Consider the following 14,615-nt stretch of genomic DNA (forward strand, 5'->3'; position numbering starts at 1 on the left):
AAGTATCTCTATCTATTTTCCTGCATAGTCACAATTTCTATTTATTACTTTCAATTTTTTATACAAAAAATTACAATTTTAATTTCCTCAAAATCAGCGTTTTATTATTTTTTCTAAAAAAAATTGTGTTTTAGTGAGTATCCGAGTACTGTTTTTGGGATGTAGCATATATAATGTCAAATTGACACAATTTAACTCTTTGTTTTCTTAAAAAAGCCAAAGAGCCGAAAGATATGAACACAAAAAAAACATTTGAAGCACTGTTAGAAGACGCTACCATCCGTAACTGGGTGTACGAAAACCGTAACCAGCCCACACGTGTATGGGAAGAATGGGCTCGTACGCAAGGAATCGAAGGGGTGTATCTTCAGCAACTGCGAATATTTTTGTCTGAACTCGAAGGCGAACCGCTTGTGCTGGATGAAAACTATATACAATCTCGTGTTCAATCTGCATTAGAAAAGGCAAAAGAATTAGAAAATGTAGGAATTTATGATTCGGCTACATCAGAGCTTACGCCTAAAAGTTTTTGGCGGGTGGTTTCAGATTATTGGGTTGCGGCGGCTTCGATAGTAGTTTTTGTAGGTTTAGGGTATTTGGTGTATACTGCCAAACAAAACCAGCCAGCGCCTGTTGTGAGTTTTGACCAAAAGCTGAATCTATCGCACGAAGAAGAATCTTTTGTGGAGACTACCAACCCCAACAAGCGCAACAAAATGGTGGTGTTGCCCGATGGCAGTACCGTTATTTTACAAAAAGGTAGTAAGCTCAAATATTTTGATTCTTATAATTCACAAAATAGAGAAGTGTATTTGAGTGGAGAAGCTTTTTTTGAAGTTGTCAAAAATCCTAAAAAACCATTTTTAGTGTTTACCAAAGATATCGTGACGAAGGTATTGGGTACGAGTTTTACCGTAAAAGCATTTGATGACGACAAAGAAGTAAAGGTGATGGTGAAGACAGGGAAAGTGAATGTGATTCAACAGAAGAATCTAAATATTAAAGATATCACCGAAAAAACGAATATCGCAGGCATCGCACTAGAGGCAAATCAACAAGTAATTTATCAAAGAGAAGCCCATAAGCTCATAAAAGTAGAGCTCAACAATCCTCAATTTTTGTCTTTAAATAATAGTAGTCAGTCGTTTACCTTTAAATCTACTCCTATTTCCGATGTTTTTGTACAATTGAGCCAAGCCTACGGCATAGAAATAGTATTTGATGAAAAAGTCATGAGCAAGTGCACTTTTACGGCTACCCTAGGTACGGAGCCCTTGGATGAAAAAATGAAATGGATTTGTGCTGCAATAGATGCTGACTATCAGGTGTCTGGAGGCAGAATATTTGTAGAAGGCAGGCCTTGTCAGTAGTTCCTGAACCTGTATAAATGTATGAAAGAAAATTAACTAAAACTCGATAACTATGTAACCAAAAACCCAATTGTCACAACGACAGATTACAAAAAAAGATGAATGATGCGCCAACATCACTCATCTTGAATCAAATCCCTTTTTGATGCTGCTACGCTAGGTCCTAAAAATTAGGACTCAGGGATTGTTTTTGTCAATTTTTCACAACTAACAAATTATCCAAAAGTATGAAAAAAAAGTTTCCATCGTATCAAACTTTACGAAAAATTATGAGAATTAGTTTGTTGCAAATCGCTCTTTCCGTCCTGTGCGTGAGTATGTCATTGGCACATAGGAGCAATGCACAAGATTTGCTAAACAAAAAAGTAACTCTTCATCTCAGCAAAAATGAGGTAGTAGATGTGCTGGAAAAAATCGAAAAACAAGCTCAAGTAAATTTTATTTATAGTCCCGAAATCATCGATGCTAAAAGAAGCGTTTCAATCAACGCTGAGGAAAAAGCACTAGGCGATTTGTTGACTGAATTGTTTCGCCCGTTGGATATCAGTTTTGAGGTTGCAGGCAAACAAATTTTACTGAAAAGAAGAAAAAACGCTTTGCCAACAAAAGAAATTCTACCAAACCTAAGTTGGCAAATGCCCGATATCGTAGTGACAGGCTCCATTAAAGATGAAAATGGAGAAGCATTGGTAGGGGTGACTGTTCAAATTAAAGGTACAACTAAAGGAACTACCACTGGCCCAGATGGCACATTTAAGCTTTCGGTTCCAAATGAGCAAACTACCTTGGTATTTTCGTCGGTAGGCTACCAAAAGACGGAAATTCTTGTCGGCAAACAAACAGCTTTGAATATAGTGCTAAAATCTGATGTAGGTAACCTCGATGAAGTTGTGGTTGTAGGTTATGGTTCACAAAAGAAAAGCGCTATTTCGGGGGCAGTGTCGGATGTAAGTACAAAAGCTATTGCTAGTAACCCTTCGCCTAACTTAAGTAACTCATTGGTTGGTCAGGCCACGGGTATTATTGCTACACAGCGTTCGGGCGAGCCAGGCAAAGATGCCTCAAATATCTTGATTAGAGGTATTGGAACTACAGGTGATGCTTCTCCCATTTTTGTAATTGATGGAATTGTTCGTTCATCTAGCGATTTTGCACAGTTGAACTCAAGCGAAATTCAGTCATTCTCGGTATTGAAAGATGCAGCGAGTGCCGCAGTATTTGGTATTCGTGCAGGTAATGGTGTAATTCTAGTAACCACCAAAAGAGGTGCTGAAGGCAAAATGCAGATTGATTTCAATGCCAATGTAGGTGTACAAGAACGTACTCGTAATCCTGAGTTTTTGAACTCTTATGAATATGCCACTTTATACAATGAAGCTTTGGCTAACGATGGAAAGCCAGCGCTTTATTCAGCAGATGATTTAGAAAAATATCGTACTCATTCTAGCCCAGATACGCACCCTGATTCAGATTGGTTTTCGGTATTGAAAAAATCAGCTTTGGTACGTAACTACTCGATTTCGGCAACGGGTGGTACCGATAAAATTCGCTATGCTACTTCATTGGGGTATTTGAAACAAGATGGTATTATTCCATCCAATGATTTTAACAGATATAACTTCCGTTCAAATATCGACGCTAACGTAACTAGCACTACTAAACTTTCATTTGACCTCTCGGGCCGTGACGAAAAAACTAACAACGTTGCTTCTGAGGAAGTGTTTAGATGGATGTCGGGTATTCCACCAAATAGAACTCCTATTACTTGGTCGAATGGTACGTATTCAAACGGCCCATCTTACTTGACTTTACCTGAAAACGGTTATAGAAAAAGAAATATTCAGGCATTTCGTGGACGAATGGAGTTGGAGCAACAATTACCATTTTTGAGCGGATTGTCTATTAAAGGGATTGCTTCCTATGATAAAACTATTACAGCTAACAAAAACTGGACATTTACTAAAATACCATTCTTCAATAGACTCTCGGATGGCTCGTTTGTAGAAGCTCCAAAAGGACCAACGTCATTAATTCAGAATAATTACGACGAACAATCGGTTACCTTAGAGACTCACTTAAACTACAAGAAAACAGTCGGAAAAAGTAATTTTACAGGTTTGTTGTTGTATACTCAAACCAAACAGCTTTGGAACTACATGAGTGTATCTCGTGAAGGATATACTTTGGCAATTGACGAAATCAACTTTGGTGCTGCTGCAAACCGTAACAACGGAGGTTATTCGGGAAGTAGCGGTCGTCAGGGGATTGTGGGTCGTTTCAACTGGGCTTATGCAGATAAGTATTTCTTCGAAACCAGCTTTAGAGCCGATGGTTCAGAGCAATTTGCAGATGGAAAGCGTTGGGGCTTCTTCCCATCGGTATCGGCAGGTTATGTGATTTCGCAAGAATCTTTCATGAAAAATTCATCATTTGTTGATTTCTTGAAACTACGTGCTTCTTACGGTATTTTGGGTAATGACCGTTTGGGTGGAGAAAGATTCCTTTATCTACAATCTTATTTCGTAAATGGTTCGGCGGTGTTTGGCAATGGCAATGTGCAACCAACGATTGTTGAAGGACGTCTCTCAAATCCAAATGTAACTTGGGAAACCGTTAAGAAACTGAATATTGGTTTTGATGCTACGTTGTTAAAAGGCAAATTGACAGCGGTAGTTGATTACTTTTTTGATAAAAGAAGTGATATCCTAGCTTCACGAAACCTATCAGTACCTAGTTTATTGGGTGTATCGTTACCAGTAGAAAACTTGGCTAAAGTAAACAATAGCGGTGTTGAAGTCACTTTAGGGCACAGAAATCGCCTTTCTAATGACCTTGGCTACTCAATTGGCGGGAACCTTACGTATGCTAGAAACGAAATCGTATTTATTGATGAAGCTGCATCTGTAAATCCAAACATCCGAAGAACAGGCTTGCCACTGAATACCCAGTACGGGTACAGAGCCATTGGTATCTTCCAAACACAAGCAGAAGTGGATGCCGCAGCAAAACAAGTAGGCAAAACAGCCCCAGGTGATATTCGTTACGAGGATATTAACAAAGATGGTCAGATTAACGACCTTGATAGAGTTGCCATTGGAAGATCAAATACCCCAGAAATTATTTTTGGTATCAATGGAGGCTTCCAATACAAAAACTTTGATTTTTCATTCTTATTCCAAGGAGCAACCAACGTAAACCAATACTATAGTGGTGAAGGTGCATGGCCATTCTTTGTTGGTTCGGGAGCTTTGAAAGCCAATTTAGATCGCTGGACTCCATCGAATCCTAATGCGACCGAGCCTCGTGTATTGATTGACCCTACAAACATGAATCATGCGGAGTCGTCATTCTGGATGAGAGATGCTTCTTACATTCGTCTCAAAAATGTTGAATTAGCATATAATGTTCCTTTAGAAAAACTGAAAATTGGATTTATTAGAGGTATTCGCGTTTACATCAACGCCAATAACGTTGCCACTTGGTCTAAAATCAAAAACTATGACCCTGAAAATGCGAGTGGAAGAGGATGGGATTATCCTCAGTTTAGAATTTGGAACGCAGGTGTAAACTTTAAATTTTAATAAACATTAAGATGAAGAAAATACTATATAAAATTTTACAACTTGTTTGTACGCTTACAAGTATTACCTTGATTGCTAGTTGCGAATCGGATATTTTGAACCAAGTACCCAAAGATTCATTGACTGGAGAAACTGTTTGGACCGATCCACAAGGGGCTACACAGTTTGTTAATGCAATTTACGGGCAAATGCCTTCTGGCTTTGACCGTAATTACCAAGGTTGGGCCAAAGGGCTTTATTTGTTAGACGGTGTGACCGACGATGGCGACGTAGGTATGCCGTGGACGCACTCCAATGAACTACAGACGGGTAATTTTCTTCCTTCTGGTGTACCTTGGGGCGAAACTTGGGGCGATTATTATAGCTTGGTTCGTAAGGCCAATATGGCGCTCGAAAACTTGGGTAGCCTAAAAGACGAAGCATTGCGCAACCGCTTGATGGGTGAGGCGTATTTCTTGCGTGGATTTATTTACCATGAATTGTTAAGATTGTACGGTATGCCTTCTACAGGAAGCGAGCCAACGGGGGTTCCGTTGATTAGCAAAAGCTTGACATTGAGTGATAATTTCCAGATTCCTCGTGCCAAATACGACGAGGTAGTCGATTTTATCATTGCCGATTTAGACAAAGCGGCTTCTTTGCTGCCAAAAAAGGGAGCTATCGAAGCAGGTAGAGCTACTTCTGGAGCAGCTAATGCACTCAAAAGCCGTGTGTTATTGTATGCTAGCCGCTGGCAGGCGGCGGCGGATGCCGCCAATAAGGTAATCAATACGGATTATACTTTATTTAACGACTACAGAACCTTGTTTTTAACCAAAAATAATAGTGAAATTATTTTTGCGAAAAAATTCCAAGCACCTGATAAAGTGCATTTTGGAGTAAACAACGGCTTCGACGTAGTAAACTCTCCACCATCAATCAGAGGGGGTAGTGATGCTGGTTGGGGTGGAAACGTCCCTACACAAAACTTTGTGGATTCGTATGAAATGATTGACGGTAAATCACAGTCAACGTCTCCACTTTATAAGGCCTCTGAACCATGGGCAAACCTTGACCCTCGTTTTGAAGCTACTGTTGTACATAATGGTTCTACTTTCCGTGGTCGTGTAATTGAATTATTTGCAGGTGGAGCCGATGTAACAGGCAGAGCCGAAGACACCAAAACGGGTTATATTCTACGCAAGTTCCATGAAGAGCAATATGTGCTTTATACAAAAAGTAGCGATCAAGACTGGATTTTTATTCGTTATGCTGAAGTTTTGTTAAACTATGCAGAAGCTAGAAATGAGGCTGCGGGTCCTGATGCATCTGTATACAGCGCAATCAACGCTATTCGTAAAAGAGCAGGTATGCCAGACTTAGAGGCGGGTCTTTCAAAAGACCAAATGCGTGCCAAAATCAGAAACGAACGTAGAATTGAATTGGCTTTCGAAGAACATCGTTTCTTCGATATTCGTCGTTGGAAAATTGCTGAAAGCTTATTGAATGGTCCATTGTACGGTATAAAAATGACTAAATCTGGCAATACTATCAATTATACACGTGTTGCTTTTGAAAATAGAAGTTTCCCTTCTAAGCTTTATGTATTACCTATCCCTCAAAATGAAGTAGATAAAAACCCAGCTGCCAAGCAAATTGCTGGCTGGTAATTGAGTTTGAAGGTTGAATTATGAATGAAGAATTTGAAGTACAATGTATTGATAATTAAATCTTTATGTTCATGGTTCAGCGGTAATGCTCAAGTATGTATCTTATTCACTACAGGCTATAAGCATAAGGCTGTGCTTGCCAAATGCTTATAGCTTACAGTCTGAAGCGTAACAATTGTTAAGATTAGGAAAATCATTGGAATCCAATTTATCGGGCGAAACTTTTGCCCGATAAATTTTATTTTTGAGAGTTTTTGCCAAAGGTTTTTAGTGCGCTCTTCTTTTCGAGAAAAATGCTAGGTAGTTTTACAATAAGAATTACTTTAAATGAGTAGACAATTCCTCTAAAATCTTTTTTTGGGATTTGATATCATAAATCAAATAATCTCCTTTACAATCTCATGTACAAATATTTCCCTCTATTACTGTTGCCGTTTTGTATAGCTTGCTCTTCCGACTCCAAACAAACTCTCTTTCAGGCCGTGGATGCCAAGGTATCGGGTGTTTCTTTTGTCAACAACGTAGTTGAGGATGCCCAAAACAATGTACTCGAATATCAATATTTCTATAATGGAGGTGGTGTTGCGATTGGTGATGTCAATGGCGATGGTTTGTCGGATATTTATTTTACTGGAAATATGGTTGAAAATAAACTATATCTCAATAAGGGCAAATCAGATAAGGCTTCTTTTCATTTTGAAGATATTACCGACAAAGCAGGTGTAAAAGGTCGTCAACGCTGGAAAACGGGTGTCTCTATGGCCGATGTCAACGCCGATGGTAAACTCGATATCTATGTATGTTACTCAGGAACTGGAACCGACGACGACCGCCGCAATGAGTTGTATATCAATCAAGGAAATCAAAATGGAATTCCTGTTTTTAAAGAATCTGCCAAAGAATATGGCCTTGATGCACCAGGAACTTACACAACCCAAGTCGCTTTTTTTGATATGGACAACGATGGCGATTTGGATATGTTTATGGTCAATCATGCCGATATGTTCTTCAACTCTGTCTTTAATACTCAAAAACTGAGAAATACACGACACAATAAATACGGTAATAGACTTTATCGCAACGATGAAGGATATTTTCAGGATGTAAGCCAGGAGGCTGGAATTGATGGCAGTGGACTCAACTTCGGCTTGAGTGTTGCAATGGGTGATGTCAACAACGATGGCTGGTGCGATTTGTATGTGACCAATGATTATGATGAGCAAGATTTTTTATATATCAATCAAAAAAACGGTCATTTTAAAGAAGTTACTGAAGAAAGCTTTGGGCATCTTTCAAAGTTTTCGATGGGCTCTAATATTGTAGATTTGAACAATGACCTTCGCAGCGATTTAATAACGCTCGATATGTTGCCCGAATCTAACGAACGACAAAAATTGCTGAAAGGACCTGACGAATATGATCGATATCAGTTGTTGCTCGAAAGTGGATTTCATCATCAAAATATGCGCAATATGTTGCATATCAATCAGGGAAATACAGCAAGTGGTATACCTGTATTTAGCGAAGTTGGCCAGTTGGCAGGCGTTTCAAATACCGATTGGAGCTGGTGTCCGTTGGCTGGTGATTTTGATAATGATGGTCGTAAAGATTTGTATATTACCAATGGTTATCTAAGAGATTTTACCAATCTCGACTTCTTGAAGTTTACTTATGAAGAAGAAAACCAAAAAGCACAAGCCTCGGGTCAAAAAATTAATACTTGGCAACTGATTCAACAAATGTCGCAAACGCTAGTCAGTAATTATGGTTTCTCGAATCAGGGAGAGGGTCAGGATATTGCTTTCAAAAATGTTACCGAATCTTGGGGGCTTTCTACTCCTTCGATTAGTACGGGTGCTGCTTATGCTGACTTGGATAACGATGGAGACTTAGATTTGGTGATAAACAATTCTAATCAACCTGCCTTGATATACGAAAATCGAGAACAGCAACAGGTATCAAGCCATTATTTGAGGGTTCAATTGTCTCAAAGTCAGAAAAATACCTATGGTGTGGGTGCCAAAATTGTGGTGCATACTGCTTCGGGAGTACAAACGCAAACGCTTTTTCCTGCACAAGGTTTTCAGAGTTGTACCGAGCCAATTGTTCATTTTGGTTTAGGAAAAGATTCATTGGTTTCGGCACTCGAAGTATACTGGACTGACGGAAAAGTAACCAAAATGTCTTCCATTAAGGCTAATCAGCTTTTAAAAGTCAATAACCACCAAGCTGTTGAGGGTGTATTTTCTTTACCTGAAACTCCAGCCATGTTTGTTGATTTTACTGAAAAATCTGGATTGAATTATATCCATCAGAATATTCCTCAAGTTGATTTCAAACAACAAATTTTACTACCTTATCAACTTTCCAAGCTCGGGCCATTTTTGGCTAGCGGCGATGTAAACGCAGACGGGCTTGAGGATGTAATCGTAGGAGGAAATTATTTAAAGCCTGCGGTTTTGTATGTTCAACAAAAAAATCAAACTTTTAAGGCCTCAAATGCTCAACCTTGGAATACCCTTGGATTATACTCGGATATGGGATTGTGTCTGTTTGATGCCGATGGCGACAAAGATTTAGATTTATTTATTGTAAGAGGAAATACCAACCAACCATCGCATGCTTCAGATTATCAAGATGTTATGTTTGTTAATGATGGCAAAGGCAATTTTACACTTGCGCCCAATGCACTGCCTGATTTAACAAGCAATGGAAGTTGTGTGGCGGCAGCTGACTATGACAAGGATGGCGACTTAGATTTGTTTGTGGGTGGTCGCTCTATGCCAGGAAGTTATCCCGAAGCAGATTTTTCGTATTTGCTCAAAAATCAAAGTGCCAATGGGCAGATAAAATTTGCGTATGCCTCCGAGCAAAAAGAAGTAACACTGCGCCAGCCTGGGCTTGTTAACACGGCAGTTTGGAGCGACATAAACAAAGATGGATGGATGGATTTGATTGTAGCTGGTGAGTTTATGCCTGTTACCATTTTCGAAAATCATAATGGACAGTTACAAAATACCACAGCCCAATATGGGTTAGAAAATTCGCAAGGTATGTGGCAAAAAATTGTGCTGGATGATATCGATAATGATGGAGATGTAGACATTCTCGCAGGAAACTTGGGGCTCAATACGCAGTTTAGGGCTTCTCAAAAAGAGAATATGACCTTGACCTATGGAGATTTTGACCAAAACGGAACGATAGAACCTGTGATTAGTTATTTTATTGAAGGTAAAAGCTATCCTATGGCAACTTTAGACGAATTTTCATACCAAATGCCAAGTATCAAAAAGAAATTCTTGAAATATAAAGATTATTCACTAGCAACACTCAATGAAATACTGACTGATGAGCAACGAAAGAATAGTAAGGAGCTCAAGGTTCAAGAGTTAAACACAACACTTTTTGTCAATAATCAAGGGAAATTTACGGCTCATAGTCTTCCTATTGCAGCCCAAAACTCTTGGATTTCGGGTATTGTCGTTCAAGATTTTAATAAAGATGGCAAAAAAGATGTGCTATTGGCTGGAAACTTTTATCCTTGGAAAATCCAACTAGGAAAGAGCGATGCCAATAAAGGAGTACTATTGCTCGGAAATGGAAAAGGTACTTTTACAACCTTACCAAATAGCCAATCAAAACTTTTGTTAGAAGGAGATATTCGTGGGCTTTATCCGATTAGATTGGGTTCTTCATCAGCCTTTTTGATGCCTAAAAATGCGGATAAATTAGGCGTTCTAAAATATTGACGAATTGTGTACTCAAGCTTTACGTGTTTCTTGTATGCGCTAAAAGAAGCACGTAAAGCCAAGTTATGTGAATGGTATGTTGAGAAAATTATTGGAAAAATATTATGTTCAATTACCACCTTTATTCATCAATGACAGTATGTAAATTCCTACATTCTTCACGATTGCACTCACCATATAATGTAAGCGAATGACCTGTGACAGTTGCACCAAAATGCTCTTCAACGGTGGTTTGGATATATTGTATACGCGGATCACAAAACTCAAAAATTTGATTACATCGTATACAAATTAAATGACAATGTTGTTTTCTACCCAATGCTCTCTCGTAACGTGCGGCTTGTCCTTTGCCAAATTGATGCTTGAGGACTAATCCAACTTCTTCAAAAAACACCAAGTTGTTATAAACGGTAGCCATACTTACTTGGAAATTGTTTTGAATGAGATGTAAATAAAATTCTTCTGCCATAAAATGGTCATGGAATTTGTATAACTCTTCCAATAACTTATATCGCTCGGTAGATTTCCGAAAATTTCTTCTTATTACTTCTGTATCCAGATGCCGTTTTGCCTTTATAAATTCCTCTCTGGTTGTCGAATCCATCCTGTTTTTAGTCAACAAAGTGTAATTGGTATCAAAAAATGCTAGAGCTATTCGTTTGTGTAGCCATAGCTCTAGATTTCTGAATTCACCGATTAATTATCCTCCCAACATAATACCTCTCTGCGTATTAGATGAGAGCCTATCCTGTAATGTTCATGAGTAATTACTGAACAAATATACTTTCTTATTTTTAATTAATCTAAATAAAATTTAAAAAAGTGTGAATTTTATTTATTGCAACATTGTTGCAATATTGAATCAGATAAATAAATTAGCAAATGACAAAAGATAACTACGAAGTAATTATAGTAGGCGGAAGCTACGCAGGATTATCGGCTGCAATGGCATTAGGGCGTGCTTTGCGCAAAGTTTTAGTAATTGACAATGGGATGCCATGTAATAGATATACTCCTCATTCTCATAATTTTATCACGCAAGACGGCGAAACACCTTATGATATTTTTCAAAAAGCAAAATCACAAGTATTGGCATATCCAACTGTAGCTTTTCGAGAAAATACGGTATTGAAAGTATTAAAAACAGAGGAAATATTTGAAGTCAAAACCTCAGATGATTCTTTTTTTGCGAAGAAAATCATTCTTGCTACAGGCATTAAAGACATTTTTCCTGACATCAAGGGTTTTGAAGATTGTTGGGGTAAAAGTATTTTGCATTGCCCATATTGTCACGGGTACGAAGTCAGAAATCAACAAATTGCAGTCGTTGGAAATGGCGAGATAGGATATGATTTTGCCAAATTGATTTATCAGTGGTCAACCAATATTGTTTTGTTGACTGACGGAAAAAGTACCCTTTCAGAAGAGCAAACAAACAAGTTGATAGCTAAGGGTATTCGTGTGATTGAGAACAAGATAGAAGAGTACTGTCATTCAAATGGACAAGTAACGTATGTGAAATTAAGTGGAAAAATGGAGTTCGTTGTCGATGCAGTTTTTGCTCGAATACCTTTTCAACAGTCCACAATTTTTGCTCAGGACTTAGGTTGTAACATGCTTCCATCGGGTTATATTCAAGTAGATGAAATGCAAAGAACCTCCGTTAAAGGAGTATATGCTGTCGGTGATAGTACTAGTATGATGCGCTCTGTTTCGGTAGCGGTGGCAACAGGGACAAAAGCAGGAGCCATGATAAATAAAGAACTGATAGAAGCAGAGTTCTAGAAATTGACTTCTTGATGTACGAGTTTGAAATGCGTGATTGAGGGCTAGGTAAATCTAGGATATTTGATATTTACCTAGCTTTTAATATGATTTTTCCTTATTTTAGAAAAAACAAAATACATCTTCACTATGCGAATCTATACTCTATTTGCTCTTCTTCTTTGTTACAGTTTTTTCTCCCATGCACAAAAATCAATTATTATCACCAAAAACAATTCTATCAATAGCTTCAACTACTTCGATGATTTGAATGACCAAACATCCTCTTTTTTTTCTGGCTTACTAGAAGACAAACAAGAAGTAAAATATGGCATATATCATAATTACCCAACCTTGATTTATCCGAGGTCCACATCTTTGGGTAGACCGATACTGATATTTCCGAATGATAGTATAGTATTGGATTTAAAAGACGATAAGGTTGTATGTATTCATCCAAATGATTCTTTAAGGAATGTGCTTGCAGTCTTAGACAGACAGTATGGTAATGAAATTCAGGTTTCGGGATATTCTATCAAAAACATGCAAAAAAGCGAGCATATCATGATTATCAATGGTATTAAGAGTAAAATGCGTCGTCAAGTTGATACAGTTCGGAAATATCAATCATCTTTGGATACAATACTTTATAAGAGTACTATTCAAGAAATCAAGAGTTTAGCGCTTTCTTGTATCCTTGTACCTTTCGTAGAAGGCGGTACCGATTGGAAGAAGTTTCCTAAATGGTACATTGATTCTGTGAGACTTTTTAAAGAAGAAATTTATGGTACAGATACACTCATCAAAGGTGCTCAATACAGACAAGCGTTATATTCCTACAATCAGTTTCTTTGTAGGGATTCTCTCACAGATGCCAATAAGTTTTATGTGCAGTTTAATTCTGCACGGACCAACTTTAAAGGGCAACACCGTGATTTTCTGATGGCGTATTTACTCAAAAAATTCAAGATAGAAAATGTGCCCAATTACTACGACTATGTAGGGATTTTTTATGCAGTATGTCAGGACGAAGTCTTTTTAAAATATGTAAAACAGAAATTGGATGATACTGATTTTAGCTTTCCCGAATATGTACTAAATCAAAAATTGAAGCATGAAAATGGTCAAAGTGTTACTTGGAGAGACTTATTAGAGCAACACAAAGGCAAGATGATTTATCTAGAATTCTCGGCTAGCTGGTGCTCTCCATGTATTTACATGGCTCCTCTTGTCAAAGATCACGCAAAAGCTTTCAAAGATAAACCCATTGTTTTTATTACGATTAGTGTTGATAAATCGGAGAAGGCTTGGAAAAAAGCTGTACATAAATACCATTTTTCTGGAGATGGAGTGACAACCTATTGGTTGGGCGAAAAACAAAAGTTTACCAATTTTCTCTTCACAAGAAGAGAAAACGAGAAGAGTACCTTAGAAATTCCAAGGTTTATGTATTTTGACCATAGAGGGCACTTTATTACTTCAAAAGCAATGCAACCGATTAATAAACCCTCTAGGAAACAGATAGAATTATTTTTGAAAGATGTACCAGTAGATAATTAAGTCTGTGTGTTAATCAAACTGTAATATTCAAAAGCGTAATCAACAACATATTTTAATGTTTGTAACCCAGTATATCTAGCATGGTGAGGGCATATCGTTTACCCAGTTCACGATATCCCGCTGCGTCAAAATGTAAGTTGTCCGCTGCATCTGTACAGCCTTTTGAAGAAATAACATGAGCATTTGGGATAGTGTGAGGTAAGGTTGCTATCAGGGCGTTCATACTAGCACAAATTCCGCCTTGTTCGGCATGGACAGTTTCGCCAGCCAATCAATATAGGAATGGAATTGGCAGGAAAGTTGAGATCTTGAAGCAAGTTGTCATAGACAATTTTGACCTTCTGAGTCCACAACGAATCATTTGTGTTAGATTCTCCTTGATGTAAGAGAATTCCCTTAATCACTCCTTCCTTTTGTGCAATTTTTGCCATTTCGACTAAGCGTTTGTATGGGTCTCCATTATATGATTTAATCATATTTTTCATCCATTCGGGCGCCACGTCGGCTACATAATGGGCAGATTTTGCTTTATCAAAAAGCTCTATTTTACATCCTCCAATCGATACATTGATGCCCCCCACGCTCACCTCCTTTGGCAAATAATCAAGCATGGTTCTTCCAAAATAATCTACTGGGGTGAGTCCAGTATTGCATCGACAAAGGGGGGGCACTGCGGTATACCACTGGCCCATTTTTCGACCTAAGTTGGGGCAGTCGACTGCCTCAAGTATCCTAAATCTTGGATTGATGGATAGGGTATCTTGTGGCTCAAATTTGGCATTTCCCTCCATTTTAGATTGCCCCAAACTTAGATAAATATGAAAATTTGGATTTTGGGCTAATCCATTTTCACACATAAAGACCATACACAGAAATACTAGATAGGCAGTAGGCAGTAGGCAGTAGGCAGTAGGCAGTAGGCAGTAGGCAGTAGGCAGTAGG

7 protein-coding genes and 1 pseudogene are annotated in these 14,615 nt (G+C 38.2%); 6 read left to right on the forward strand and 2 right to left on the reverse strand.

Annotated elements, in window-relative coordinates; all coding sequences use genetic code 11:
• Nucleotides 1–233: 233 nt before the first annotated feature.
• The 4 genes from ACOVQ4_RS19100 to ACOVQ4_RS19115 all read left to right on the forward strand — a co-directional run bounded on the left by ACOVQ4_RS19100 (nucleotide 234) and on the right by ACOVQ4_RS19115 (nucleotide 10,349).
• Nucleotides 234–1,370 (forward strand): FecR family protein, encoded by a 1,137-nt coding sequence (locus ACOVQ4_RS19100; protein WP_421822204.1) that lies wholly within the window; start codon nucleotides 234–236, stop codon nucleotides 1,368–1,370.
• Between the two features lie 227 nt (nucleotides 1,371–1,597).
• The gene (locus ACOVQ4_RS19105) at nucleotides 1,598–4,951 is read left to right on the forward strand and encodes a TonB-dependent receptor (RefSeq protein ID WP_421822205.1); all 3,354 of its coding nucleotides are present in this window, start codon (nucleotides 1,598–1,600) and stop codon (nucleotides 4,949–4,951) included.
• Nucleotides 4,952–4,962: 11 nt separating this feature from the next.
• Complete coding sequence (locus ACOVQ4_RS19110) at nucleotides 4,963–6,600, forward strand: RagB/SusD family nutrient uptake outer membrane protein (RefSeq protein WP_421822206.1); 1,638 nt, start codon at nucleotides 4,963–4,965, stop codon at nucleotides 6,598–6,600.
• A 401-nt stretch (nucleotides 6,601–7,001) separates the two neighbouring features.
• Nucleotides 7,002–10,349, forward strand: a complete 3,348-nt coding sequence (locus ACOVQ4_RS19115) for a VCBS repeat-containing protein (RefSeq protein WP_421822207.1) — start codon at nucleotides 7,002–7,004, stop codon at nucleotides 10,347–10,349.
• 121 nt (nucleotides 10,350–10,470) lie between these two features.
• On the opposite strand, the gene ACOVQ4_RS19120 is transcribed toward ACOVQ4_RS19115, so the two are convergent.
• Nucleotides 10,471–10,953 (reverse strand): Fur family transcriptional regulator, encoded by a 483-nt coding sequence (locus ACOVQ4_RS19120; RefSeq protein WP_421822208.1) that lies wholly within the window; start codon nucleotides 10,951–10,953, stop codon nucleotides 10,471–10,473.
• A 278-nt stretch (nucleotides 10,954–11,231) separates the two neighbouring features.
• Here ACOVQ4_RS19120 and ACOVQ4_RS19125 point away from each other — a divergent pair, with 278 nt between their 5' ends.
• Nucleotides 11,232–12,134 carry an NAD(P)/FAD-dependent oxidoreductase gene (locus ACOVQ4_RS19125; protein ID WP_421822209.1) on the forward strand — a complete coding sequence of 301 codons (903 nt, stop codon included), beginning with the start codon at nucleotides 11,232–11,234 and terminating at the stop codon, nucleotides 12,132–12,134.
• Between the two features lie 129 nt (nucleotides 12,135–12,263).
• Nucleotides 12,264–13,673, forward strand: a complete 1,410-nt coding sequence (locus ACOVQ4_RS19130; RefSeq protein WP_421822210.1) for a TlpA family protein disulfide reductase — start codon at nucleotides 12,264–12,266, stop codon at nucleotides 13,671–13,673.
• 52 nt (nucleotides 13,674–13,725) lie between these two features.
• Here ACOVQ4_RS19130 and ACOVQ4_RS19135 read toward each other — a convergent pair.
• Nucleotides 13,726–14,539, reverse strand: a pseudogene (locus ACOVQ4_RS19135) (sialate O-acetylesterase).
• Nucleotides 14,540–14,615: the final 76 nt, after the last annotated feature.

The sequence above is a fragment of the Flectobacillus sp. genome (assembly GCF_049240685.1).
In the GTDB taxonomy this organism is placed as follows: Bacteria; Bacteroidota; Bacteroidia; order Cytophagales; family Spirosomataceae; genus Flectobacillus.

Excerpts from the sequence above, each read along its gene's own strand:
- ACOVQ4_RS19100 (WP_421822204.1), top strand. The coding sequence starts at position 234 with ATGAACACAAAAAAAACATTTGAAGCACTGTTAGAAGACGCTACCATC.
- ACOVQ4_RS19105 (WP_421822205.1), top strand. The coding sequence starts at position 1,598 with ATGAAAAAAAAGTTTCCATCGTATCAAACTTTACGAAAAATTATGAGA.
- ACOVQ4_RS19110 (WP_421822206.1), top strand. The coding sequence starts at position 4,963 with ATGAAGAAAATACTATATAAAATTTTACAACTTGTTTGTACGCTTACA.
- ACOVQ4_RS19115 (WP_421822207.1), top strand. The coding sequence starts at position 7,002 with ATGTACAAATATTTCCCTCTATTACTGTTGCCGTTTTGTATAGCTTGC.
- ACOVQ4_RS19120 (WP_421822208.1), bottom strand. The coding sequence starts at position 10,953 with ATGGATTCGACAACCAGAGAGGAATTTATAAAGGCAAAACGGCATCTG.
- ACOVQ4_RS19125 (WP_421822209.1), top strand. The coding sequence starts at position 11,232 with ATGACAAAAGATAACTACGAAGTAATTATAGTAGGCGGAAGCTACGCA.
- ACOVQ4_RS19130 (WP_421822210.1), top strand. The coding sequence starts at position 12,264 with ATGCGAATCTATACTCTATTTGCTCTTCTTCTTTGTTACAGTTTTTTC.